This is a genomic window from Pseudanabaena sp. PCC 7367 (assembly GCF_000317065.1).
Lineage (GTDB): Bacteria > Cyanobacteriota > Cyanobacteriia > Pseudanabaenales > Pseudanabaenaceae > Thalassoporum > Thalassoporum mexicanum.
This window is the reverse complement of record NC_019701.1, coordinates 4,010,718-4,035,459: the sequence shown is the minus strand read 5'-3', so window position 1 is coordinate 4,035,459 and position 24,742 is coordinate 4,010,718. Positions and strand designations below refer to the sequence as shown.

Genomic DNA, 24,742 nt, shown 5'->3' with positions numbered 1-24,742 from the left:
AGAGATATTTACAGTTGTTAGGGCAAATACAATCAGGGTTGTAAAGCAAGGAATAAATTGAAAATAATGGGGTAGCCTTAATCTAAAATCTCAAGTGTAAGCTGATCAGCTTAATATCCCATTTTTATATCAACCATTCATCATGCCCTATTATCCCATGTCTACCCTTAATGTCTGGTAATGTCCAATGGAGCCCTAGAGCAAAAGTCCACAAGATTACCCATAAGAACCAGGCAGCCGAATCTAATCGGGTTAATATCAGCTCGAGGCAAGAAGATCGCTTCTAGGCAAGCAATCTCAGGCTATCCCGTATCAAGACCCGTATCAAGATTAAGTGAAGGGATATCAAGCTATGTCGAACTTAGGCTTATAGTCTCTATTCTTTATCTTTATCTTTGTTAAGGCCATTTGCGATCGTTTTTATTCTAAACTCTACTGTGGTATTCGTTTGCACTTGGATTACTTGCCTTACTAGGTAACCGCTATAAATACTTGCGATCGCTGCTAAATTTGGATTCTAATTAAGCTAACCGCTGCCAAACCAGAAAAACTCATATGCTGATCTCAACCAAAACCCTGCTAGAAATCGCTACCGCTAAATCCTTTGCTGTGGGTGCTTTCAATATTTACAATCTCGAAGGTGTAAAAGCAGTGGTGCAGGCGGCTGAGATGAGCGAAAGCCCAGCGATGTTGCAAATGCATCCGGCATCTTTGCGGTATGGCGGTTCAGGATTGGTAGCCATGTGTACGGAGGCGGCAAAGTCAGCTCAGGTGCCCATGTCAGTGCAACTCGATCACAGTGAGTCAGAATCAGCGATCGCCTTTGCCCTCGAAGCTGGCATGTCATCGATTATGGCGGATGGTTCGTCCATGCCATTCCAGGAGAATTTGGAATTCACTCGCAAAATGACCGAGTTGGCCCATGCCAAAGGTGCAGCAGTGGAAGCAGAAATTGGCAGAATTAGTGGTAGCGAAGATAGCCTGACCGTAACCGAAAAAGAAGCAAAAATGACCGATCCCCAGCAGGCAGTTGAATTTGTCGCCGCGACCAAGGTGGATGCTCTGGCGGTCACGATCGGCAATGTGCATGGTAAATACTACAGCAAACCCAAGCTGGATTTCGATCGCCTCGCCAAGGTGCGTAAACTAATCGACATTCCCCTGGTGCTGCATGGTGCATCGGGATTGCCAGCAGACATGATTCATCGATCGATCGATCTGGGTATTTGCAAATTCAATGTTAATACCGAGGTACGGGCAACCTATATGGAAAGTGTTAAAACCATCTTTACTGGTGAAAGGAGCGTTGATCTACTTGAGACCATGTCTACGGCTGTGGTGGCTATGCAAGCGGTGATTTGTACCAAGCTGCGATTGTTTGGCTCGGCGGGGAAGGCTGGTTTATATATTTAGAATATTCAGAATATTTAGATTGCTTTAGTTAGATTTATGCTGGCTGGCGATCGCCCTCAGTCTGGCCTTAGCCGAGAATCCATGCGCCTTCAGGATCGCTGCTGCCAAGAAAGCATAGGAAACCCCACCCACTAATACTAATAACCAGAAGCTCACCGCTGCACCGGTATTCCAAAGGGCATGGAGCAACGATGAACTCAAAAAACCCACCGCCAGGATTTGCCAGCGCTTAGAGGGTTTGAGTACGCTCAGGCCAATGAAATAGCCAAAATAACCGCTATAGGCCATGTGCCCCGCCAGCGATCCCAATACACGCGGGATCAAAAGCTGCAATCCAGTTAATTCGCCTAGCGCCAGGTTCCCAGACTGCACCGCTGCCCCCTGCACAATACTGGGTACATATTGCCCCAATGTTTCCAGCAACGTAAATCCCATCGCCGAAGCACTGCCCAGTAAAATACCATCCAATGGCTCCCACACGCCGATCCGCTCCCGCCAGGGCATCTTAAATTGCAATCCGGCGAACATGGCCACAAAAATTGGGATCGCCTTGAGTAGTTCTTCCATCAGGCCAGCGCCAAAGAACATGGCAATGAACACGGTGACCAGGCTAACGCTGCGGTTGGGATCGGGCAATTCCCCTGGCAGCACTTCGCGGAAGAACCACAAAAACACCCCCAAAAGCGGACTCACCAGAATCCCAGCGGTAATCAATGCTGACCCCAGGATCATCCACCAGGGTTTGGTTTTGCCACAGAGCTTATAGATAAAATAATAAGCGCCGATCGCCAGGTAGCTGGACAGCACACCATTAAACATGCGCGGTTGACCAAGGCTGGCAAACATCATCACCACAAAAATGACCGTAGCGATCGCTGGTAATAAATAGGCTTTGCCGACCAGATCTTTGCCCGTGGAAACGATCGGGATTAGTTGCGAAAAGGTCAGTAGCGTAGTGGAGGTGGCGGGATTGGCAGGGACATCGTTGACGGCGGCGACAGTGCCGATCGCGGCTTCATGCTCAAACACAAATTCGGGGCCGTTGATGCCAAGAATCAGGCGATCGCCCGGTTGCAGGTCTCTACAATTCTGAATCCTCACCCCATTCACAAAGGTACCGTTAGCGCTACCCAGATCGCAAATTTGCCAGGTGGGATTGCCGTCTACCTCGGTGGTGGCCTGGGTTCTGATTTCGGCATGACGACGGGATACGCCACCAAACAGGTTGGGATCGATCACAATCTGGCAGCGTGGATCACGCCCCATTACCAGGCTTTGGGCGGTGGGGAGGGTGAAGGTGGACTGCGCCACGTTCAGGTTCAACTGTCTTAACAGGGCTTTGGGCAATTTGGCTTGTTGCGTTATGGCTTGGCTGTGGTTATGTGTTTATTATGCCCGATTATTTCTTTCGTTCAAACTTACCAGTAGCATTAATCGAGAAGTGATTCGAGCCAGCCACGCACCTCTCCTTGCTTTACTTCCACCTTGGCGCGATCGCTAAAGGCAGATTCTAAAATATTGGTAATTACAGGCATATAAGCAGGATGTTCAGTTTCAATTTCTTGAAGCTTCTTTTGCCCCAGCTTTTTCATATCTTCCAATAGAATCATCTCTGTGGAACTTGCCTCAGATGGCAATCCTTGGCGGGCATTTTTCCAGGGAAACTCTAAGTGCGTCATGCCGCTGAGTTGATAAGCATGATGTTTGCCAAAATATGCCCAAACTTCATCTAGTAGATCTTGTTGCTCTGAAGATAACCTAGAGAGGAAGTCCTTGACAGGGACAGGTAACTGCTTTGCTTCAAATTCACTGTAAAACCTGTAGGCAGGTGGGCAGACTGGGCCGTATCGCCAAGCTTGGATCTCTTCAGGGAATAAAGGCTCCTCATAGAGCGCCAAATGAAGACATTGAGCATAATACAAAAGTTTCAGCACTTTCATATTTGTCATTTCTATCTCAAGCCCATCCTCATAGGCTCTAACAATGAAATAACGTGCTATGTCCAAACAATTGACATTATTAGAATCCATATTAGTTTAAGACGCAAAAATCTAAAACATTTACCCGTTAAAACATATAATAATTATATTAAGCTGGATCAAAAAAATTAGCTAGTTCATTGGGATCAACTTCGCTGAGATCGCTTCACCCCCGAAACCATCCCCGCCTCTTCAAACGGTTCCGGCACTCGATCTTTCAGCCAGCACAACGGCTTATCATTGTTATGATCAGGCGGTTGCATCCCCGTACTCACATAGGTAAATACCTTACAGCGTCGCCGCTTTGAGCATTCCGCCACACATTGATTGACGCTATCAACTTCTAGCAGGTAATAATCAGAGCCAAAATAATCGATCCCTGGTTCCAGCACAAACCGATCGACTGAACCAGGATCATGATCGAGCAGCAGCAATCCAATCCCAGCACCAAATACAAAGATCGCAACGCCCAGGGCGATCGCCAGGATACCTAAATCCAGCGGCACGATATTGGCATTGGGATCTTCCTGCGTTGTACTTGATCGCATATTGGCTTTTAGTAAACAATCTCCAGCGTAACCGTTGCTCTTACTCGCTGCTCACCGCCAATCACGGGCGTAGGATCGGCCTGCAAGCTTTCCGAAACCGCCAACCTGGCATTATTCAACGGAATTGGTCGGGGTACATTGGGATTACCGATCGCCACGGTGCGAATTGTTTTGGCCGTAAAACCTAATCGATCCAACACCACATCCGCCTGGGATTGTGCATCTTCTACGGCATCTTGCAAGGCTAAATCTCTGGCCGCAGCGATCGCCGTGGGCGTAGCCGCAAACGTAATCCTCTCGATCCGATTTGCTCCCGCGCTTACAGACTCATCCAGGGCTTCCCCCGCCCGATCGACTGGCACCATAAAACTCACCGTACTGCTGCCCGTAAAACCTTCTTGGCGGCGGCGATTATTCTCAAATACATAATTAGCATTGAGATTAATATTCTGGGTTTGCAGCTTTTCTACATTCAATTCCCGCAGTTTATCAACCAGGGCATTCGATCGCCGTGCAATCTCGGTTTGTACCTGTCCGGCGGTGGGGGCAGTGATCTCGATGCCTAAGCTGATCTGGGCTTTGGTGGTCTGCACTGGGCGATCGCCGATTCCGGTTACAGTTAGCGTCCGCATATTTTGTTCCTGTTGGACTTGAGCCGAAACAGGCCGGATCAAATTACCCGTAAAACCAACGGCGCTAAATGCAGCCAAAGGGGCGATCGTGGCGATCACAATCTGACCCAGGCTAAAGCGTCTAGTTTTGGTAGTTAGACCACCGGTTTGATTTGGTTGTTGTGGAAAAAATTGTATCTTTTGCATCTTAAAAACTGCGTCCTCTGGTTCCCAATATTTTATTTTTGAGTGATTTAGTAATAATTTAGTAATGATTTAATATAGATTTGATCCTTAAAACAAACCAGTTCAAAGCTTCCCATGCTGGTTGGTTTTGATTTTTGGTTCAATTACCATACTTAAGCTTGGACTGATTAAGCCTTAGTTAGTTCCAATTTAGATTTCATATCCTGATATCACCCCACTAAAAAACCTGGCAGGCAAAAGCACCATATACCAGGCTATCGGCAATTGCGATCGCTCGATCACGATTGCAGCAAAAATTTGCAATTCAAAATCTTTCCCCAAACTAGACAGGCACAGCTACGGCCTTTTCTTCGCCCAGTTCTTCTAATACCAAATCTGCTAAATCATCAATAAAAGTGGAATGGCAATTGAGCGCAGGGACGCGATCGAAATTCTCGATTCCGGCTTCTTCGGCCGCTTCCCGATATTCCATATCAATTTCTTGCAAGGTCTCAATGTGTTCTGAAACAAAACTAATTGGCACCACCATCATGTCATTAATGCCACGCTTGCCCAATTGGGCGATCGCATCTTCGGTATAGGGGCGCAACCATTCAACTGGGCCAACCCGACTTTGATAGGCGAGCAAATGGGAGTTATAGCAATTAAATTCGCAGCGTAAATCCTGCATGATCAAATCAACACAGTTTTCCATCTCGACTTGATAGGGATCGCCATACTCAGTGACGTACTTAACTGGTACACCGTGGGCACTAAAGAAAAGATAGACCTCTTCAGGGGCGGCATGACTTTGCAACCTGGTGGCGATCGATTCGGCCATTGCTCTAATATAGCCAGGACGCTTATACCAGGATTCGATCGTGAGGCGATCAATTTTTTGTAGTTCCGGGTCATTCTGCCAGAGCTGATCAACTTGCTTAAGGCTGGAACCGCTGGTGCTGATCGAAAATTGAGGATAGAGCGGTAATACGATCAACCTGGTAATACCATCTGCCTTGATTTGTGCCAGGGCATCTTCAGTGTAGGGATACCAATAGCGCATACCAATATAGGCTTTGGCATCAATGCCGCGACGCTCCAGAGCAGCAACGATCGCATCACCCTGTTCTTCCGTAATCTGGCGCAGGGGTGAACCACCACCAATTAGCTTGTAGTTTTCTTTTGTAATTGGCGATCGCGTGGCCGCAATCAATGATGCTACTGGCTTTTGCAAGAATGGGAAGGGCAGGCGAATCAAATCGGGATCAGAAAAGAGGTTGTACAAGAACATGTAAACATCTTCCTGCCGTTCTGGGCCTCCCAAATTTAACAATAAAACGCCAACGCGATCTTTCATAATGACCAAGAATTCCTAAGTTTTTGTGGTTTAACTTTTTATTTCAAGTTTGGTGTGAAAATATTTTGGAGCTGAATTGTTGAATTTAAGGTGTTAATTAAAATAATTAGAATCTAATTACAATGCTCTGGCTGGTTTAGTTAAATCAATCTTTGATGACTCTAACCAAGCCTGACCGTGAAACATGATTCAGTTTTACTGTTTGCTTTTAATACTCTTGATTTTAAAGACTTAGCCAGTTTAATTCTGCCTAATTAAACTCAATTAAGTTGTTCTAAGCTTGATCAATGATCTCGCAATCACTAGTAATATTTACTTAGTAAAAATGTGTTTCGAATCTAGAATTAGGTTTAATAAATAACTTTTTGAGTTCTGAAAACCGGGATTAAATATAAACTCCTTAGCCTACCCCTTAAGTCTATTAATTTAATTGCTTAATTGTTTCCTTAGATTCTATCAGTTAATAACTTAATATAACTAAATAATGACTTAACAAATTGTTGCTTTAGAAACATTTAAATTACTATGTCTCCATTCCACAACTTAACACCTATTATCACCTTATTGCGAATCCTTCTTAATTGATAACTCGATCGCTCTATTCCTAACCGTTGCGCAAACAAGCGATCGCAATCCAGGCGCAGAACTTAGATCTTAAGTTGTTAGCTTGATTGGTTTAGCCTCCCGCATATTGTTCATAGTCTTTGTGGTTAACCAGTCCTTTCAATTAACAAACTAAATCGCTGCCAGCATATTTAACTAACAGCAATCGATTTGTTGGTTTTGATGATCAGCGCATGAATCGATCGCCTACTGCCTAGTTCTATGGATTGATTTGCTTCAACCAATACCTGATCCGCTCCTCTAACTTTTCTAGATCTAAGGGCTTCGGTAAGTAATCATCACAGCCAGCTTCGATCGCCCGTTCTCGATCGCCCTGCATCGCGTGGGCAGTAGTGGCCAAAATTGGGATTTGCGCTGTAGCGGGATCGGCCTTCAGGTTGCGGGCAATCTGCCAACCATCGATCTTGGGTAATGATAAATCCAGCAAAATCAAGCTAGGTATATGTTTTGCCAGCCATGCCACCGCCTCGGCTCCATCTTCGACAATTACAAAGGCATGACCCATCTCTTCTAAAATTAATCGCATCAGGGCTTGATTATCATGGGAGTCTTCCACCACTAGAATTAGGAGTGATTGGTTAGCCATTGATGTCGAGGGTGGGTGCTCAGCATTGCTAGATTCAGATAATTCAAATGATTCAGAACTGGTACTAGGAGGTTCGAGCATAGGCACTGATTGGTTCTTTGATGAATTTGATATAAAAATGCTTGAAAGTGGATTTGACAATTCTGGGCATCCCAAAGTCAACCGGGATTAGTTTCTCTGGGAGCTGCCAATCGCTCAGGCGTAATTGCTCAAGCTCGCTGCCCACTATTTCAATATCGCTCAAATCGGCGCATAAACCCAAACGAATTGATTCAGCCATAATCGGTACTTGCTGCGAGTCGATGCTCAGAATTTCGGTGACTACGCGATCGACTGCGAAAACATCTGTAGAAGCGGCCAATACACCCAAATTTCTAGGTTCACCACCGCTAGGGCCATTCCCCTCATGCCCAATAATGCCATCTACGATCGTGAGTTGGGGCGAAATGGCGATCGCAGTTTCAATCAACATCCGCGCAAATTTGTTAATGTCTTTGCCCAATTCCATGTGCCACCAGGCTTTCATTTTACCTGGCACACAACCAAACAGGTTTTTTACACCCACAGTTAAGGTCATTTGGGCATGGGATTTCACCTTGGGCAGATTAATGATCACATCTGCTCCCAAAGCTTCTTTACTCAGGCGTAAATGCTGCAAATCGTGTTCACGCTGTTGGGCTTGCTCCGCCCCGATCGCAAAGCGCTGACCATGAAATTCAACGATCGGCAAGTTTAATTCGGCAGCCAGTTGATCCAATCCATTGGCCTTGGCCACCCCAGCGGCACTGCCAAACGCCGGACTATCGCCCAAAAAAGGTTTACCGCCAGCTTTTTGTACTAACTTAGCCACACAATAGACCAATTCTGGCCTGGTGGTGCATTCTTTGGTGGGGCGAGCGCCGGTGAGCAAGTTGGGTTTGAGTAACACTCGATCGCCAGGTTTGACAATTGCTTCGATCCCACCCAATGGGGCTAATAGCTTTACCAACGCAGCGGTCAAGGCATCACGTTCATAACTGTGGGCAGCCTGGAGGCTTACTTGGCTTGGCTTGGGGGGGCTTGGGGGGGAATGCTTGGCAGATGTGACTGATGGGGCAATTGGTCGATCGGTGTTGGCGGACATTGATTACATCACCTCTTCTAACTCTGGTTGCAAGTTGGGCACAGATTGTCGATCGCAGGCGGCAAATAAGAAAATAAGGGCAGGATTAAAGAATTTCCTTGATTAGTGCAGCAACGATCACAATTTGGATCGCTAACCAGTTAATTTATCCAGAATTTAAGCTTATGTTCCTTCTACTAGAAATTCAACCCAATTCATACCAACCCAGGACATAAATAGTCTAAATCTAGAGCTTTAAGATCCTAAATATACTAAATATAAAAGTCTAGTTAGGCCGATCGTAAAACTATACAACCAGTTAGCGCTAATCAGACTTAGCCCCTAGCCCTTAGTCCTAGCAAGATTACACCAGCGATCGACTTAGCTAATAACATACCTGGCGATCGCTCAATCATCCGGGTAAACGGCGCATTGTATGAGTCAATGCAAATTCTTCTATGACTTTGTGATTTTGGGCGAGATCTACCCAGCTATGTATTATGCCCCTATCTACTAGCAAGCGTTATGACAATATTTTTGATTGATGCATGCATACAGCAGATTAACGACGACGCAGGTCATAAATCACCTTTTCTAGATACCATTGCTCTGTTTTACCAGGATGGCGATCGCGGGCATGGCGTAGCAGGCGATTTGCCACATCACTCTGCCCATGCACCAGGGTCATTAGTTCTCGTTTGAGGCTATTATTCTTGGCATTCTTACTCAGGTTACCCAGACCAGGAATGTTGCCCAGGCTGCTATTCGAAAACACACGCCTAAAGCCACCGCGTTTGGAGACAAATACAAATATTACGATCGCTGCAATTATAAGCCAAATCAACATGTGCTTAAAAATATGTTGAAGGTATCAAGCTCTACTGACTCAATATGTATGGAGTTTAGTGTGTTTTTAGAAGATCCATCAAGCACAAATGCCCCAAACTTTGATCACTCCATCATTACTACCACTAGCAATAAGCTGGCGATCGCTACTAACTGCCACAGCCCGCACCTTAGCATCATGACCATGCAGGCTGGCAATCTCGGTCATGGTGGTCAAATCCCAGATTTTAATCGTGCCATCATCACAGCCACTAACCAGGGTCTGGCCATCCTCACTCACTGCCACGGCATATACGCCCGCATCATGACCACAGAGCTGATGGGTGTCACTAGAACCCAGCACCAGAATAGTACGAGCCTCACCACTGGCGATCGCCGTGATCTTTTGATCGGCGCTGACATGGCGAAAGGGCGATCGCATTTTGTAATCTAGATATTTAGGAAAACTACTCTCTCGCTCCAATAGGCTACCGGTGGCGGCATCCCAGACTTCAATATGTTTGCCCCTGATTTGATGATCCGCAAACTTATGACTGTATTGATAGTTGTGGCAGATGCAAATAACTCGGTCATTGCCACATATTTCTAGCCCACAAATTTTGGCACCATCGGTTTGCAGCTCATGCATACAGCCAAACAATCGATAGGGCTGATAGTTGGCCAGGGCAGCTTTAACCAGGGGTTCTGGGCGATCGCGTAATAGCCTGTAGGCAGTGGGCTCTAGCTCAACATCTTGCAGCGCTTCAATTACCAGCTTCAAGCCATTGGAGCCATATTTAGATGCATCTTGGAGGCCAATAATTCGCTGCTGGCGATCGTTGGTAGCTAATTTATGCCAAACACCAGCCATACCACCTAAAACCGCAGCACTTAATAGCTGGCGCTGGGAACCGCCAAGAATGGAATCAAAGTCTCTAGGTCTGGACTGCTGCTTTTTCATACGCAGCAACTCTATAAACTTAGGTTGTTAAAGTCAATGCGCCAAATATCCAAATTTTTCACTTGCTAATTAGCGAATCACGTTAAGATCCTATTCACGATTATGCTAAGGGTGCGCAGGGCGATCGGCTCGATCCTTTATAAAAAAATACGAAAGAAGCTGATCAAATCTGCTAAAGCTACTATTTAAGTCAGCCTAGGTTGCCATAGAGCCTATTTGAGATTTTTTCGATCGCCTTTATTTAGCAAGGCTCAAGACAGACCGTCCAGATTCTCTACAACTTTTGTAAGCTAAGAATCTCAGGATAGATCCCCAATGGATTCGCTCCACTTACTCAGCGACAGAACTTACATCCGTTCCAAAACTTTTAGTCCCAACAAATTTAGCCCTAGCTTCAGGGTTTTAGCGGTGATATTACACAAACTCAACCGCGAGAAGCGTTCCTGCTCGGAGCCCTGCAATACGGGGCATTGGTCATAAAACTGATTAAATTTCTGACTTAGTTCAAACAAATATTGACATAAGCGGTTGGGCATCAATTCATCGGCCACCGCTTCGATCGTCTCGGCCAGTTGGACTAAATGCTTGGCCAGGTTAATTTCGGTTGCTTCAGTGAGTTGAATCGATCGCGGTTCAGTCTGCTCACTGGCATGATTAAACTGCTCAAAATCAATATCCCCTTTGCGGCTAATGCCCCGAACCCGCACATAGGCATAGAGCAAATAGGGCGCTGTATTGCCCTGCAAGGCCAGCATTTTGTCATAACTAAAGGCATAGTTGCTGGTGCGATTTTGCGCGAGATCGGCGTACTTCACCGCATCCAGGCCGATCGTGGTTGCCACTTCTTTCTGGTAATCAGCATCATAATCAGGATCACGGGCATCAAGATCAGCATTAGCTCTGGCGATCGCCTCTTGCAAAAGCTCCTTTAGCTTCACCGTCTCGCCCGATCGGGTTTTCAGCTTTTTGCCATCTTCGCCCAACACCAACCCAAAGGGCACATGGGTGATTTTGACTGATTCCGGTAACCAGCCCGCTCGATTTGCCACCTGGAACACCTGAGCAAAGTGATCTGACTGGCCAGCATCAGTAACATAAATAATCCGATCGACCTGATCCTGGTTAATCCGATACCGCAAAGCAGCCAGGTCGGTAGTGGCATAGTTATAACCACCGTTGGACTTTTGCACAATTAGAGGTAGCGGATCGCCAGCTTTATTGGTAAACCCTTCCAGAAATACACATAGCGCACCATCGTTTTCTTCTACCAGGCCAGCCTGCGTTAAATCCTGTACCACATCAGGCAAAAGGGAATTATAAAAAGACTCGCCCCGTTCTTGCAATTTAATATCCAGAGCGTCATAGATTTTCTGGAATTCGCGCCGCGATTGCTCACACAGCAGCTTCCAAGCCAGACGGGCTTCTTCATCTCCCGATTGCAAGCCTACTACTGCTTGGCGAGCGGTTTCTTTAAATTCCGGGTCTTCGTCAAACTTCTTTTTTGCCGCCTTATAAAATTCCACCAGGTCACCCAGCGCCAATACATCAGCCTGGTTTAATGCATCTGGATAGGCAGTTTTAAGATAGGTGATCAACATGCCAAACTGAGTACCCCAATCGCCCACATGGTTGAGCCGTAGTACATCATGGCCTTGAAATTCCAGAATTCGCGCAATGCAATCGCCAATGATCGTCGATCGCAAATGTCCCACATGCATCTCCTTGGCAATGTTGGGACTGGAAAAATCCACAATTATCCGCTCCGGCCGATCGAGCTTGGTGATGCCCAGCCGATCGTCAGGTTGAATAGTTGTTAACTGCGTTTCCAGATAACTGGTTTTTAAGCGCACGTTAATAAACCCCGGCCCATCGATCGAAGCCGGTTCGCCAATATCATCGATCTGCAAATGTGCCACAATCTCAGTGGCAATATCGCGGGGCTTTCGCTTTAGCTGCTTGGCCAAGCCCAAAGCCGCATTACATTGATAATCACCAAAGCGCAAATCCTTCGCCGCCATCACCGCCGGATCATACTCGGCAAATTCTTCGCCAAATGCCCTTACCAGAGCAGCTTTGAATCTAGTTTTGAATTCCGACAGAAGAGAATTGGACATCAAGTATTCAAGTATTAAAGACTAATATTCTTAACTAAATAATTAATCACTTTTGCTGGTTACCGCCAAACTATCCACCACCAGAGAAGGCATATAGAGTGAGCCTTGCCAGGCATTGTCTGCACCCAGGGCAATCAGATGATTGAGGGCATTATAGGCATTGCCAGCCACCATTGTATCCTTGAGCCGACCTACCACCACGCCATTTTTGATCCGATACCCCAGTTCAATGTTGACCGAAAAATCGCCCGATAGTCCTGGCGGATAGCCCAGAATCTGATCGATCATAATGCCGTCATCAATTTGCGCGATCAAATCCGCCAAGCTGCCCTGGCCAGGACTTGCCACCAAATTCAACAAACCAGGACTAGGATAGCTACCCAAACCCGATCGGAACCCATTACCTCTGCTGGTGGTGCCAATCTCCCTCGCAGTTTGCCGATCGGCATAAAAACCCTTTAACACACCGCGATCGATCCAGGTAAAAGACTCTGTGGCTGTACCTTCGTCATCAAAGGGCGCACTATAAACCCCAAAATCCGGCTGTTGTGCCAGGGTCAACTCCGCTGCGATCACCTGTTCACCCAGGCGATCGATCCAGGGGGTAGATTTTTGCTCCACCTGTTTACCATTCATAGCAGCGGAAATAGTGCCCAGGAGTGTATCGGCAGCTTTACTGGTGAATAATACCGGCACTTTACCACTTGGCGCAGCAACGTTCTCTTGCGCCCATTGCAATCTTTGCAGCACTGGCTGGATAATCGCTTCAGGCTCCAGGCGATCGCGTTGCGATTGGGCATACCAGACATTCAAAAAATCATCACCACGTATTAATTCCGCCGAAACATAGCTATCCAGAGTCCTATCGGTATAGCTACAATCCAGCCCCAATGAATTAACAATGCGGGTATATTCACTACTGCAATCCCACTCACCAGCGCAGATTGCCTCTGGATAGGCTGCTCGCACCTGGGCGATCGTATCCTTGCCCCATGCTAATAATTGCTCTACTGGTACATCATTGCCATAACTAGGTGAATCACTGGCAAGGGGATTTTGTGAACATAATTCCACCTCGCGCGGATCATTGAGCTGACTGATGGCGATCGCTTGCTCTACAAGGGCTAGGGGTTCAAATGCACCAAATGCAGTTGCCAACCCTGGCTTGCCGTCCTTCCACAGTCGCAAGGCCAACCCCTGGGAGTCTGTGCTTTCTAATTGCTTGAGCCGATTGGCTTCAAAATAGACCGGATGGGATTGGGAATTGCTCACATAAACTTCTGCTGCCGTCGCACCGTGGGCGATCGCCAACTCGATCGTTTTTTCTGGCAATTGTGTCAACGAATAACTAGTTGCGGTCATTGCCTCATATAATCTACTGCAAGTGATATTAGCATTGTGATTAATCTAACTCGAACCTTTAATCTGAGACAAACAGCGTGGACTTATTAAGATCCCTGCCTCTGGGACTATACCTTGAACAACCAGTTACCTGGCTACATCGACTCGATCCGCGAGTTAAATTATTTTGGCTGGGCAGTTTTTTGCTTACGCCGATCCTAGCTAATTCCTACTGGCGGGTGGGCACGGCCGCAATGTTGTTTTTTATTACCATATTGGCGCGGATTCCAGCCCGAGCCTGGCGGCAACAAATGGGTTTTTTGCTGTTGCTTAGCTTTATGACCCTGACGATCGCTACCCTTTCGCCGGATGGCTTAAATGTGGCGATCCAGCCCCGTCGCCCCACCACTGCGCAAATAATTGAATTTGCTAACAAAGATCGCATTGCTAATCCAGATAACCCTGACAATGCAGATAATCAAGCAGAATCTCCAGAACCAACTGCGATCGAATTGGCGCAACCAACTAACTATAAATATATTCTGTTTAAGGCTGGCTCAATTAATATAACCAGGCGATCGTTCGATCTTGGCGTTAGAATTAGCACTCTGATTTTCACTTATATTTATTCACCGGTAATTTTCTTGCTGGTAACTGCGCCGGAAGAGATTACCGCTGGCTTGACCAGCATTGCCATGCCGCTGAAGCGATTGCGTATTCCAGTAGTAGAAATTACTTTAACCCTGACCCTAGCGTTGCGATTTTTCCCGCTGGTGCTAGAAGAAATGCAAAATCTCTATCGGGCGATCCATACCCGTGCGATCAATTGGAAAAAGCTGGGCATCCGCCGATCGATCGACGTATGGCTAATTTTAGTGGAGCGATTGATCAATAATTTATTTATTCGAGCCGATCAGACCGCCAGCAGCATGAAGGTACGCGGTTTTACTACCCCAAACACCCATCGAGTGCGCTGGAACTTCCTCAAACTCAAGGCTAGAGACTATTGGCTGATTGGTTTACTAGCTGTTTTTTGGGGGCTCAGGTTCTGGATCGGTAATGAGTTTTAATCCCAAATTAGCAACTTAAATGCCCTTTTATTGAGCCGCATTATACCAAATTTTCAAAAAACTGCTGTTCAAAAAGGCACAGAAGCAATGTTAGCTCTGAATTAGATTCGAGATCTAAACCACAATATGACCCCTCAGATCTGAACTCCTATGGGGGGTTTTTTTGTACCTTGTCATAACCCCTGTGCCTGAGCGAGGTTAGCACACCGTAGTGATAAAGTGTATAACATCTGTCAAGCGTTCCCATATTTGCCTTTTTGCCAGCCGATCGCCAAGTAAGATTAATGTTTTTGGTGGCCTAGTTAGGCAACTTTAGTCAAAATCACTAATCAGCTTGGCGCAGATAATGGCCTTTTCGTCACAAAAGTGCAAGTTAAGTTATGTGAAGCTGCCCTAATTTGACCGCGATCGCGCTAATTTAGCGGCGCTATTCCTGAATTTATGGAGTAGATAAGTAAAAGTAAATTGTTAGCAGAGCAAGTATGCTTCAATTTATGATTTGCAAGAAATTTAATCAAAAATTAACTCACTTGTTTGTTTGTAAGAATTTGTAATTAGTTGCGTTTGATCCGAAACGATCGCTAATCTTTAACCAAGCAATCGAAAACCAAGCAATCGAAAACCAAGCAATCGAAAACCAAGTAATCGAATTTTCAATCTACTCCTGGCAGCGACAATCTAGAGGTTGTGAAAATTTGGCTAACTTAAGTTATTCAGAGGATTGTTCTCGCAGGTTTAAATTTGCCAGGGTCAGTATAACCGCCACCAGATTCCGATCGATTGCTGCGGTGCAAACCCATACCTCGCAATGATTACGGCTCTTCATACTTGTTGCAGCTATTCCCCAAGGCAAACATAAGCAAAGGTTATGTAAAACTGACTAGCCTAAATCAAAAAAATATGATAACCTTTCGCAGCAAGACAGGCTATTTTTTTAGCCAAATGCAGGGGCAAGCAAATTTATTTGAATTAGTTTAAATAATTTTGACGAGTTCCCAGGGTGGTGTGGTTTTTGAGTGAGTTACGGCTAAGGCAAAAATTAGCGATCGATTATGGTGATTGTGCTTAAACTTTACCTGCGGTGGAGTTGACATGATTGGCGATCGGCTCAGCTAACTTAATTGACCTTTTAGCTTAGTAACCCGCGAGCTTGAGGAGTGAGCAAAAAAATTAAACTTAGGATTTGGCATCAAGGCAAAACCGCAGTAGTGGTGCTGTTGGTTGGTTGGATTTGTCGCAAATGATCGCACTGCCCCAGAGCTAAAACTTTGGTTAGCAATGGCACATTTTTGCAAGCAAGCCAATTTGGTCTGGATTATTGCCTGCTAAGCGCTCTGGAACAACAAGCTCGGCACAGGATATTTCATCACGGCTGTAGCTATTAGTTGAGTAGGGCTGAGATGAAATTACCGAGGCTAGTTTAGTGAAGAGATTAGATAGGGGTTCATCATGCTTCCAGAAAAAAGTAATACAGAGCAATTATATGTAACTCAGGATGTTGAAGCCTTTGAAGGCTGTGCTGAGGATTTAATGGATCAATTGTTTGAGGATGTTGAGCATATTCTCAGCGTTAATGGTTCACAACTAAGGGCGCAGGTGCGATCGGGCGGCGGAAAATCGGTTCGGCATTCAACCCGATCGGCAACAGGGCAACTAACACCAGTAACCATGCGCCATGCCAATCCGGCGGCACAAATAGCTAATCCTGCCCAAACTGGAGCCAATGCTTCTGGTGGGGCAATTGTCCCAGCCGGTGGTTTAGTCCATCAACCGCGAAAACTAGACCTACCCGGTGGCAACACGGTACATATTTCTAAGATAGATTTGCCATCCTTGCCTTTGCCGCCGATCTCGCAACAGGATATTTTTTGGATGGGTTCCCCACTCGGAACCGTTGAGCCGGAACAATCACCCTATGATTTTGGTGCTGAAGCTGGTGTAATCAATCCAGAAAGACCTGCTTACCAGTATTTTATCGATCGCTTTTTGATGGGGGCAGCCTGCGCTTCAGTGATGCTGGCTGGTTTACTGTGGGCAGTCGATCGCGGTGTGTTTGGGCACAACCCTAGCTTTAGTAATGCGAATCATGGCAACGTGGCCGCCCTTGATAGCCCGGAAAAATCAGAATTTGTAGAAGAGATTAAAGAGTCATTCTCAGCGATTGATACCCAAAAGACGCTCGCCACTAATCCAGCGCAAACCACACCTACTGCTGCCCCTGGAGCGATCCCAACTGCGGCTGTACGGATGAACCCAGCGCTTGCTACTAATGGGCAAGTTCCGGTTGCTGGTATTCAACCTGTTTATATTCCGGTCTATCAACCCCCCGGTGTACCGGTTGCTAATCCCGCAATGCCCGGTGCGATCGCCCCTGGCACGCCTACTAGTATTTTGCCTCCTGCTGCTAACGCAGATCCGCAAACTATGGCCGCCATGCAGCAACCTCAAATCCAAGCCCAGTTTACATTAGTGGGTGTATTGGAACTTGGCGATCGCTCAACTGCTATGATCGATAATGGAGTCACAGTAGAGCGAGTTCGAGTTGGTGAATCGATCAGCGGCAGCCGTTGGCTGGTCAGTCGGATTAGCCAGCAAGAGATTCGCCTCAAACAGGGCAACCAATATAAAACCATCGCGGTAGGGCAGAAATTCTAATGGGTTTAATTGAGGATATTTCTAATTTCCTAGAAAAAAGGCTAGAGGAGTTCATTGGCAATAATCCTCAATTTGAACTACAGATGCTGGATGAGAAACTGCGCCAGCAAGATACTGAAATAACCAAGCTAATCTCTGGCTTTCAAACGCGAGAGAAACAATTGCAAGATAAGATCCTGGCGATCGCCGAAGAGATCCAGCTTTGGCATGCCCGTGGCCAAAAGGCAGGGGACGCTGGCAAACAGGATTTGGCGGCTGGTGCAAAGCAACGGGAAGCTGCCCTGCTTAAGGAAGGTAATAAGGTATGGGCAGAGATGGAGCTAGTCAAAAAAAGGCGTGCTCAAACCCAGGAGTTGCAAAAGCAAATTCATCTGCGCCAGCAAGAAGTAGCAGTTAAGCTCAAAGAGGTAGCAAGCACTCAATCCCAACCGCCAGAGCCATCTGCGGCTGGTTTTAACTGGGAAAATCTCTACCCACCACCATCTAGTAATACCTTTGATGACCTGGATAAAAAATTCCGGGAATGGGAAACCGAAGAAGATTTAGAACGGTTGAAGCGAAAAATGGGACGTTAATTTTTAGTCATAGTACCCTACTGATGCAGGTTGGTGCTAGAATGAGACTCGCAGTTTTGCGATCGGGGCGTAGCGCAGCTTGGTAGCGCACCACTTTGGGGTAGTGGGGGTCGTGGGTTCGAATCCCGCCGCTCCGATTCTATGAAACCCTTTGCCAGAAACATTTTTGCTGTTTCTATGTGCAATAACAATCAGTTGTACTTTGACCAATCTTGCCAGTTTTCTTGCCAGTTAGGATTTTATCCTTGATTGATCGGGTTTTACAAATCAAATTTACGCTGAGTCTGGATATAGATCGTCGTAGCAATACAGCGTAAGTTATCTTCATCCATGACAAACTCAGCCATCTCCTCACTAGCCCTGAGGTAGCAGGTTTTGAATAACCGGGTGTGGGATTGAATATAGGCTAGGATCTGCCCCTTGCGATTCTCTGACTGTTCAGGGGATTGTGGTTGAGCTGAACGATCGCCATTTCCATTGCTTGAATCCATAGCCGGAGCTGCAGCCAATTTATAGCCACCTCGGTTATTATCAACCAACCAGACCTTCTGCCCCTTCTTGATTGACTTAAGCAGATCATCATCAGGGTTGCCAAATATTCTGACATCGCCGAATTCTGGGGCATTAAATAGAGCAGAAATATACTCACCATACTTACCCTGCCTGGGCTGACCTGTTGGATATTTACAGGTAGCTTGAACAATCTGAGCAGATTTGGACATTGTTTCCTCCTGAATCAAACAAAGCTCCCACAATGGGTGCAGGAGCTTGATATATGTACATGTAATTTAAAGTCATAATTAGCCCGCCAAAGCCTCGATCAGCTCAGCCTTACGCAGCCTTGAGTAATAGCGGATGCCACTACCCACAGCAAGCTGCTTGAGTTGCCTGATATTGAGCATCACCAGGCGATCGCGTAGTGATGCCAGAGCAGATTTGGTCTCAGCAAGTTGATGCATTGCCTGCTCCAGCGGGATCTGCCCACGCATACCAGCTAGGAATACTTCACGCTCTTGATTGAGCAGGAACTCTCTATAATGCTTGATTTCAGCCATGTTGAGCCTCCGATAAATTAAATAGACAAACAAGTTGAACAGAGAAAATAAATGCCCCCCTTGACCAATGCCAAGGAGGCTTAAGCTGGCTAATTCGGGTAGCTATATCCTTCAGTCGATAAAGTAATCTAAGGAATTAAATTCAAAAGCAAGATTCATTCCCCTTTGCCCATACGCCCATGCGGGCGTAGCTACCAAGCTGCGCTACGCCCCTGTTGCAAAACTGCCTTCAATCCAATCAATGATCTGGCTAGCTGCCTGCTGAATGCGCTGACCCGAAGCCTTCAGGTTAGCGATCGCATCTTCACCCTGCTGCCAGGAGCAAATGTAGCTAAAGCTGTAATTACTGGTATCCAATCCAAAATGGTCAAGCACAACAAAAGCAACCGACTCAGCCTCTAACTCCTTTTCAGACCTGGTCGAATGCCCCAAATATTCAGTGCAACTGTGGAGCAAACTATGACCAATCTCGTGAGCCAAGGTCTTAGCTTTGTGCAGTGGTGAGAGCATTGGATCAACCGCGATCTTGATTGGCTTACCAGTGTCGTCATACTGGCAATATCCCCTGGCACCACTTAAACTGGCCTCAAGGTGAACCGGCACACCATTATTGATACTGAACGACTCCAATGCCTCCCACAGCCCCAGATCGCCGCCTGATAGAGATGTATCAACCTGGGGTAAATCTTCGCCCTCAGTCTGTGATATATCGAATACCGAAACAGTCCTGAATCCGACTAATGTCCTGGTGTTGGCATCAGGATCGCCCAGGTCATCATCAAGCTTACGGACGATCGGAGCCAGGATGCGGATACCCTTCTCACCCTTTTTGACCCTGCGACTTAGTTGCTTCCATTTGCTAAACCCAGCCACCCTGGTTGCATGTGGGCACTGAGCCATAATCAGCATGCAATTATTGAACGAGTAATTATGGAACCTGGACTGGGTGCGCAGGTATTTCTGCCAATCACCTGACTTGAGTAACTCCTGGATACCCAGCTCAAGCTTGGTCAATGCATCAGCTTGCTTCTGTTTGGCGATCTCTGGGTTGTGTACAAACTTAGTACGTGCCATATTAATTTCTCCTTGAATTCAGTTAATGTGTCGATGAAATGCAAAAGAAAAACCCCCAGGTCTTAACCCAGGGGTGATGTACAGTTGTGGATTGATTACTAGATCGTTGATTAACCAGCGATCGGCGATCGGTGCTTACAGACCTGGTGCAAGACTCTGCCGAATCTCTTCACGGCTATCCAGATAGTCAGAATAAGCTTCTGCCTCGATTGCCTCGCGTTCAGCTTCAGACATGACATAGCGCTGCCAACCTGGATAATGCTCAGCGATCGCCGCATTGACTGCATCCTTTGAAAGCTGGCCCCGCTCATTCAAAGGGACTCTGACTGTCACGTCTTGAATCTCGTGCACAAACTCATCCAGCATTTCTTCAAAATAAGGCTCAATAGTCTGGATGCGGATTACCACATTGGTATAGCCACAATCTGATGATGTGGGTTCTGGTTCAGGTGGATTCAACTCACGGGCATCCTGGCGTTCGGCCATAGTCTGTGCCAGGACTTCCAAAGTGGTATCACCAGATGTAAAATTCTGCACCTTGGCTTCATATTCATAGCCAGACAAACGTTTTGGCGATCTAACCTGGCAGATTGCACCATATTTAGAACTGACTGCCCGACAGAATTGATCGGCATCAGTGTGGGTGCGGAAACCGAAGTAGCCAGCACGTGGTGTCACATTGATGTGTTTGATCTTTCCCTTACGGCGATCCTTGCTGGTGCGAGTTTGATACATGATCGCCACCCTGCCTGTGGTAGTGAGGTTAAAGCTGATGTGGTGCTCGACTGTCTTGAGGATTTTGACCTCCGAGCCTGATGGTATTGATTTGATGTACATGCTACACTCCTTGATGAATATATGTTTGAGTGCAGTGAGTAGTCATCTAAGTCTTACTCGTTGCACTTACTTTTCATCAAGCCGAAGGCATATTTGAATCAGAGTGGTCTGGACAGCAAGGGGCGATCGATCGTCAGTAGTTACCATCGCTCTAAAGCAGTAAGCTTAGAACTTAGGCCAGGGGGGCTTTTTTGTTTTTCGAAATTGGGACTTTAGTGGGGGAAGTCACCCTAGAGGGAAGAATCCAGAAAATAGAGTTGAGATCGCCCACAACATGAAATTTTAGAGATTGGCCAAAATATACAGAAAAAACGTCTTTGAGGAAATTAACGCAGCAAAAATAATCCCTACAAAGCTTGACCAGTGCTCTTTTCAGCCATTAGTTGCCACAATAAAAATAGACTACAGCTTCTATAAAATATATAATTATAGATTTAACTCTATGCTATGGATTGAATTGCATATATTCAAGCTTATGTATAGTTAAAATGCTATGGTTAAAGCCTCCATGAGTGGTTTATATCTATACTCGGAAATGATTTAGGTTTTGTTGCGGCGATCGGGTGGGATTAGTTTAAGTCTCGAAATTGGATGTTGTGGCAATTCTGGGGTATCCCCTATAGTATTCAACATTTGAGCAAAAGTGCTTCTATGTAAGGGTTTAGGTTGCCGCCGATCGCCCCTTTTTGTGCGTTCTGTGGTGATTCCGCGGCATGATCGCCGGAAACAAAGAATTATGACAAGTTAAAAGGTAGCAAATTAGGTTCAATTTGCTACCCTTGCTGTTTTGATGAAAACAATTGGAGTGAAAATGAAATTAGTTTACACTCTTATCTAGTTATTACTGAACCCCAGTGTCACCAATGTATCCGATGATAGGAAATGAGCAATATGCTAGGTGCGCTCTTCTGTTTCCATTAACATCTTTTCGTACATGTAACGAGTAGCACGATCGCCTAAGCTTTCAGCCTGTCCTGCCAATCTACGCAATAAAGAAATCATTGCCTGTTCAGCGACTAGATCATGCTCCAGCATCGCACGACAGGAATAAGCACCATCTTCTTCAGGGGTAAAGCATCATAGCTCCGCTAACTTGGTAAAGCTGGCTGCTGGGATGCCACCCAAACCATTCAAGCGCTCGCCCAGATCATGCACATGCTCTTTTACTTCCTTATAGCAATCCTCAAAGAAGTCATGGAGTTGATAGAATTCAGCACCTTCCACCACAAAATGATGCTTCTCATACTGTAAATATAGAGCCTGTAAACTTGCCATTGCTATATTCATGCCTTCACAGACAGGTTCAGTGATCGACGTTTCTAACAAAACTGGGTTTTCTGCAACTGTCCTAAACGCTTGTCGCAGCGTGGTTGCTGTAGACATGAAACTTTTCTCCCAAAAATAATGCTGTGTGCCTCTGAATCAGAGTCTAGCACTGGCCATGAGAATGTTCCAAATGCCCATTAGCAGGAAACTTATGCAACAAAAAGAGAAATCGGTTGCCAAAGGAGCAGCCCTGCAGAAGATTGCGATCGGTGATTGATTAATAGCTGAAACTGTTAACTGACAAGGGCATTCTCAACTACAATTGCTTATTGAGAACAGATATTAAGTGATAATCATAGAAATATCCTATACATTAAATTGGTTTAAGTCTATTTCCTGAAACAAACAGACTAAATCACTTTGACTATTGGCTTGCTAGTTGGCTACAGATTCAGTCTTCCTGCTGCTCGCAATATAAATTATGAGCATAGAAGCGATCGCATAGGTCGCAATCAGCGCCAGGATCGTAAAATCCCCCAGTGGTAAAGTTAATTGCATCCCTTCACCAAGCCAGAACGTGCCCAGTGAGGAAATCACAATCCCTGCACCTAATTTAATTAATACATCCGGTAATTTAACCAGATAGGGATGCAAGATAGTTGCCAACAATAACGAAAGCAGCAGCGCCAGAGCCGTACCTGTTAATGCTTCTGTCCAGGCACTGGAGGCAAGGCCCAGTGTTACCACAATGATCGCTACCTCCAGCGCTTCGAGAGCTGCACTTTTGGTCATAATTACAAAATTAAACCAGCTAAATCTAAATCCTGAGCTATTCTCAGCTATTTCGATCCCTTCCGCAATCAATACATCATCGCCAATCCAGCCAGCGCGTTTTTGATTAACCTGTCTGGTAATCGATTTCTTGACCCAGCCAAAGCCAAACCAGACTAAAATCACGCCGATCGACAATTGCAGCCATTGTAAAGGCACCAATTGCAGGCTACTACCGGATATGGCCGATAGAATGCCGATGCCGATCAGTCCAGCCAAACTGCCAGCGATCGCTTCACGTATATACCCAGAGTGGGCAATGGCATAGGCGATGGCAACAACCTCTAAAAACTCGATCGCTGAGCTACTTAAGGCAGCAACAAAAATACTCCAGTTCATAAAGCTGATTGTTCTCTTACGTTAACTAAGTTTTACTGGGCATAGTGAAAATGTAAGTGGGAGTGGATATTAGGAGCGGTGGTGCTGAAGGCCTGTTCATGTTGATGGTGGGCATCGTGGCTATGCTCGTGTTCGTGCCATTGTCCATTTTCTATATTGGTTAACTGTTGCGGCCGGAAAGCCAGATAGATAGATAACAGCAGAGCAATACCCAGAATGCTGCTGTAGAAAAAGTAGTTGGCAGGGAAATTGCTGCCCAGCCAACCTGCCAGTGGATAGGCGATCGCCCACCAGAGATGGCTCCAGGCGAAGTGCGCTCCATATACGCGGCCTTGTAGTTCGATTGCCACCCGCTCTGCAATCAGGTTCTGGGTTGGCACATTCACCAGAGTTTGGCCAGTGCCACCGATCGCCCATAACAGCAATAGTCCTGGCATATCTACCAGATGGGCGGGTAGTAGCGCCAACGTAATTAAAATTGCGCCGATGCTGGTGAACAAAATCGGACTAACTTTACGATGCACATTCCCAAGACCCACCGCTGCGATCGTGGCGCCAATACCAAAGGCAGCCATTACCCAGCCATATTCCACCTTGCCCAGTTGCAAGCTGCTCTGCACATGACTAACCGTATTGACTAACACCTGCGCTCCAGCGATCGCCGCTACCAGTTGCAATGCCAGGGCATAGCGAATCAACGGGTCGAGGCATAAACACACCGAACCCGATCGCATATCGCTCCAGGTTTGCCGCAGGCTGCGGGTAGCTGTCTCAGATTGATTAACCATCACCCGACCCGGCAGCGTCATGATTAAAATTGCTGCGATCAAGAACGTAATACTATCAAGGAAAAAGATTTGCCGCGTCCCCACCAAGGCCGCAATGCTACCAGCCAGACCAGGCCCCAATACACCCAGTAATTGACTGGTGGCACTGGTGAGGGCGATCGCCCTGGGACGTTCGGCGACCGTGGTAACCAGCGAAACTGTCGCCTTGAAGGTGGGCGTAAAACAGGCGTAGCAAATATTCAGTGCTAACACAATGCCATAGATTTGCCAGACCTGAGTTACCAGTGGATACAGGCAAACAATGCCCATGCGGATTAGATGACAGGTAGCCATTAGTTTTTTACGATCGATGCGATCGGCCAGGGCTCCAGCGATCGGTGAGAGAATCACGAATGTGGCCACGCGAATGGTCAGGGCGGTCGCTAGCACTACACTGGATTGGTCACCAGCCAGCTGGAATGCCAGCAATGCTAAGCCCAGCCAGGTAAGTGAGTCACCAATCAAGTTAATTGTCTGGGCAGTATACAGGCGGGCAAAAATGGGATTATTTAGCCCTTCTAACCATCTGGGAAGTTTTTTCATAATGGCGTATATGAATGGATTGG

21 protein-coding genes, 1 tRNA gene and 1 pseudogene are annotated in these 24,742 nt (G+C 46.4%); 5 read left to right on the top strand and 18 right to left on the bottom strand.

Going from position 1 to position 24,742, the window contains the following annotated elements:
- The first annotated feature begins 555 nt into the window (after window positions 1-555).
- The gene (locus PSE7367_RS16215; protein ID WP_015166432.1) at window positions 556-1,413 is read left to right on the top strand and encodes a class II fructose-bisphosphate aldolase; all 858 of its coding nucleotides are present in this window, start codon (window positions 556-558) and stop codon (window positions 1,411-1,413) included.
- A gap of 24 nt (window positions 1,414-1,437) precedes the next feature.
- Here PSE7367_RS16215 and PSE7367_RS16210 read toward each other — a convergent pair whose 3' ends face one another.
- From PSE7367_RS16210 to PSE7367_RS16160, 11 genes are all read right to left on the bottom strand, one after another.
- On the bottom strand, window positions 1,438-2,760 hold the full coding sequence (locus PSE7367_RS16210) for a PrsW family glutamic-type intramembrane protease (RefSeq protein WP_015166431.1): 1,323 nt from the start codon (window positions 2,758-2,760) through the stop codon (window positions 1,438-1,440).
- A gap of 83 nt (window positions 2,761-2,843) precedes the next feature.
- Window positions 2,844-3,443 (bottom strand): Panacea domain-containing protein, encoded by a 600-nt coding sequence (locus PSE7367_RS16205; protein ID WP_015166430.1) that lies wholly within the window; start codon window positions 3,441-3,443, stop codon window positions 2,844-2,846.
- 95 nt (window positions 3,444-3,538) lie between these two features.
- Window positions 3,539-3,940, bottom strand: coding sequence for a PAN/Apple domain-containing protein (locus PSE7367_RS16200; RefSeq protein ID WP_015166429.1), 402 nt, complete (start codon window positions 3,938-3,940; stop codon window positions 3,539-3,541).
- A gap of 8 nt (window positions 3,941-3,948) precedes the next feature.
- Window positions 3,949-4,758, bottom strand: a complete 810-nt coding sequence (locus tag PSE7367_RS16195) for an SIMPL domain-containing protein (protein WP_015166428.1) — start codon at window positions 4,756-4,758, stop codon at window positions 3,949-3,951.
- Window positions 4,759-5,080: 322 nt separating this feature from the next.
- Window positions 5,081-6,094 carry a ferrochelatase gene (hemH, locus tag PSE7367_RS16190; RefSeq protein WP_015166427.1) on the bottom strand — a complete coding sequence of 338 codons (1,014 nt, stop codon included), beginning with the start codon at window positions 6,092-6,094 and terminating at the stop codon, window positions 5,081-5,083.
- A gap of 823 nt (window positions 6,095-6,917) precedes the next feature.
- On the bottom strand, window positions 6,918-7,385 hold the full coding sequence (locus PSE7367_RS16185; RefSeq protein ID WP_015166426.1) for a response regulator: 468 nt from the start codon (window positions 7,383-7,385) through the stop codon (window positions 6,918-6,920).
- On the bottom strand, window positions 7,369-8,427 hold the full coding sequence (locus PSE7367_RS16180) for an Npun_F2552 family protein (protein WP_015166425.1): 1,059 nt from the start codon (window positions 8,425-8,427) through the stop codon (window positions 7,369-7,371). The genes PSE7367_RS16185 and PSE7367_RS16180 overlap by 17 nt, the downstream gene beginning before the upstream one ends.
- Before the next feature lie 541 nt (window positions 8,428-8,968).
- The gene (locus PSE7367_RS16175; protein ID WP_015166424.1) at window positions 8,969-9,253 is read right to left on the bottom strand and encodes a hypothetical protein; all 285 of its coding nucleotides are present in this window, start codon (window positions 9,251-9,253) and stop codon (window positions 8,969-8,971) included.
- Window positions 9,254-9,331: 78 nt separating this feature from the next.
- On the bottom strand, window positions 9,332-10,192 hold the full coding sequence (locus PSE7367_RS16170; protein WP_015166423.1) for a WD40 repeat domain-containing protein: 861 nt from the start codon (window positions 10,190-10,192) through the stop codon (window positions 9,332-9,334).
- Window positions 10,193-10,539: 347 nt separating this feature from the next.
- Window positions 10,540-12,306: an arginine--tRNA ligase gene (argS, locus tag PSE7367_RS16165; protein WP_015166422.1), complete on the bottom strand. Its 1,767-nt coding sequence runs from the start codon at window positions 12,304-12,306 to the stop codon at window positions 10,540-10,542.
- Between the two features lie 42 nt (window positions 12,307-12,348).
- Window positions 12,349-13,668, bottom strand: coding sequence for a TldD/PmbA family protein (locus PSE7367_RS16160; RefSeq protein ID WP_015166421.1), 1,320 nt, complete (start codon window positions 13,666-13,668; stop codon window positions 12,349-12,351).
- A 77-nt stretch (window positions 13,669-13,745) separates the two neighbouring features.
- Between PSE7367_RS16160 and PSE7367_RS16155 the strand changes: the two genes are divergently transcribed.
- The 4 genes from PSE7367_RS16155 (at window position 13,746) to PSE7367_RS16140 (ending at window position 18,084) form a co-directional block, all read left to right on the top strand.
- Window positions 13,746-14,717, top strand: coding sequence for an energy-coupling factor transporter transmembrane component T family protein (locus tag PSE7367_RS16155; RefSeq protein WP_015166420.1), 972 nt, complete (start codon window positions 13,746-13,748; stop codon window positions 14,715-14,717).
- A 1,449-nt stretch (window positions 14,718-16,166) separates the two neighbouring features.
- Entirely contained in the window at window positions 16,167-17,372 is a 1,206-nt protein-coding gene (locus tag PSE7367_RS16150) for a hypothetical protein (protein WP_015166419.1), read from the top strand.
- Window positions 17,372-17,947 (top strand): TIGR04376 family protein, encoded by a 576-nt coding sequence (locus tag PSE7367_RS16145; RefSeq protein WP_015166418.1) that lies wholly within the window; start codon window positions 17,372-17,374, stop codon window positions 17,945-17,947. The genes PSE7367_RS16150 and PSE7367_RS16145 overlap by 1 nt, the downstream gene beginning before the upstream one ends.
- Window positions 17,948-18,010: 63 nt before the next feature.
- Window positions 18,011-18,084 (top strand) — tRNA-Pro (locus PSE7367_RS16140).
- 123 nt (window positions 18,085-18,207) lie between these two features.
- Here PSE7367_RS16140 and PSE7367_RS16135 read toward each other — a convergent pair.
- The 7 genes and pseudogenes from PSE7367_RS16135 to PSE7367_RS16105 form a co-directional block, all read right to left on the bottom strand.
- Complete coding sequence (locus PSE7367_RS16135) at window positions 18,208-18,669, bottom strand: hypothetical protein (protein WP_015166417.1); 462 nt, start codon at window positions 18,667-18,669, stop codon at window positions 18,208-18,210.
- A 78-nt stretch (window positions 18,670-18,747) separates the two neighbouring features.
- Window positions 18,748-19,002, bottom strand: coding sequence for a Rho termination factor N-terminal domain-containing protein (locus PSE7367_RS16130; protein WP_015166416.1), 255 nt, complete (start codon window positions 19,000-19,002; stop codon window positions 18,748-18,750).
- Between the two features lie 204 nt (window positions 19,003-19,206).
- Window positions 19,207-20,076, bottom strand: a complete 870-nt coding sequence (locus PSE7367_RS16125) for an ArdC-like ssDNA-binding domain-containing protein (RefSeq protein ID WP_015166415.1) — start codon at window positions 20,074-20,076, stop codon at window positions 19,207-19,209.
- A 135-nt stretch (window positions 20,077-20,211) separates the two neighbouring features.
- On the bottom strand, window positions 20,212-20,913 hold the full coding sequence (locus PSE7367_RS16120) for a hypothetical protein (RefSeq protein WP_015166414.1): 702 nt from the start codon (window positions 20,911-20,913) through the stop codon (window positions 20,212-20,214).
- An 894-nt stretch (window positions 20,914-21,807) separates the two neighbouring features.
- Window positions 21,808-22,296: pseudogene (locus PSE7367_RS16115) on the bottom strand (Dps family protein).
- Between the two features lie 318 nt (window positions 22,297-22,614).
- Window positions 22,615-23,349, bottom strand: coding sequence for a COG4280 domain-containing protein (locus tag PSE7367_RS16110; protein ID WP_015166413.1), 735 nt, complete (start codon window positions 23,347-23,349; stop codon window positions 22,615-22,617).
- A 32-nt stretch (window positions 23,350-23,381) separates the two neighbouring features.
- On the bottom strand, window positions 23,382-24,719 hold the full coding sequence (locus PSE7367_RS16105; RefSeq protein WP_015166412.1) for an MFS transporter: 1,338 nt from the start codon (window positions 24,717-24,719) through the stop codon (window positions 23,382-23,384).
- Between the last annotated feature and the right edge of the window lie 23 nt (window positions 24,720-24,742).

Excerpts from the sequence above, each read along its gene's own strand:
- argS (WP_015166422.1), bottom strand. The coding sequence starts at position 12,306 with ATGTCCAATTCTCTTCTGTCGGAATTCAAAACTAGATTCAAAGCTGCT.
- PSE7367_RS16175 (WP_015166424.1), bottom strand. The coding sequence starts at position 9,253 with ATGTTGATTTGGCTTATAATTGCAGCGATCGTAATATTTGTATTTGTC.
- PSE7367_RS16160 (WP_015166421.1), bottom strand. The coding sequence starts at position 13,668 with ATGACCGCAACTAGTTATTCGTTGACACAATTGCCAGAAAAAACGATC.
- hemH (WP_015166427.1), bottom strand. The coding sequence starts at position 6,094 with ATGAAAGATCGCGTTGGCGTTTTATTGTTAAATTTGGGAGGCCCAGAA.
- PSE7367_RS16205 (WP_015166430.1), bottom strand. The coding sequence starts at position 3,443 with ATGGATTCTAATAATGTCAATTGTTTGGACATAGCACGTTATTTCATT.
- PSE7367_RS16145 (WP_015166418.1), top strand. The coding sequence starts at position 17,372 with ATGGGTTTAATTGAGGATATTTCTAATTTCCTAGAAAAAAGGCTAGAG.
- PSE7367_RS16185 (WP_015166426.1), bottom strand. The coding sequence starts at position 7,385 with ATGCTCGAACCTCCTAGTACCAGTTCTGAATCATTTGAATTATCTGAA.
- PSE7367_RS16195 (WP_015166428.1), bottom strand. The coding sequence starts at position 4,758 with ATGCAAAAGATACAATTTTTTCCACAACAACCAAATCAAACCGGTGGT.
- PSE7367_RS16120 (WP_015166414.1), bottom strand. The coding sequence starts at position 20,913 with ATGTACATCAAATCAATACCATCAGGCTCGGAGGTCAAAATCCTCAAG.
- PSE7367_RS16180 (WP_015166425.1), bottom strand. The coding sequence starts at position 8,427 with ATGTCCGCCAACACCGATCGACCAATTGCCCCATCAGTCACATCTGCC.
- PSE7367_RS16215 (WP_015166432.1), top strand. The coding sequence starts at position 556 with ATGCTGATCTCAACCAAAACCCTGCTAGAAATCGCTACCGCTAAATCC.
- PSE7367_RS16125 (WP_015166415.1), bottom strand. The coding sequence starts at position 20,076 with ATGGCACGTACTAAGTTTGTACACAACCCAGAGATCGCCAAACAGAAG.
- PSE7367_RS16105 (WP_015166412.1), bottom strand. The coding sequence starts at position 24,719 with ATGAAAAAACTTCCCAGATGGTTAGAAGGGCTAAATAATCCCATTTTT.
- PSE7367_RS16130 (WP_015166416.1), bottom strand. The coding sequence starts at position 19,002 with ATGGCTGAAATCAAGCATTATAGAGAGTTCCTGCTCAATCAAGAGCGT.
- PSE7367_RS16110 (WP_015166413.1), bottom strand. The coding sequence starts at position 23,349 with ATGAACTGGAGTATTTTTGTTGCTGCCTTAAGTAGCTCAGCGATCGAG.
- PSE7367_RS16150 (WP_015166419.1), top strand. The coding sequence starts at position 16,167 with ATGCTTCCAGAAAAAAGTAATACAGAGCAATTATATGTAACTCAGGAT.
- PSE7367_RS16170 (WP_015166423.1), bottom strand. The coding sequence starts at position 10,192 with ATGAAAAAGCAGCAGTCCAGACCTAGAGACTTTGATTCCATTCTTGGC.
- PSE7367_RS16135 (WP_015166417.1), bottom strand. The coding sequence starts at position 18,669 with ATGTCCAAATCTGCTCAGATTGTTCAAGCTACCTGTAAATATCCAACA.
- PSE7367_RS16200 (WP_015166429.1), bottom strand. The coding sequence starts at position 3,940 with ATGCGATCAAGTACAACGCAGGAAGATCCCAATGCCAATATCGTGCCG.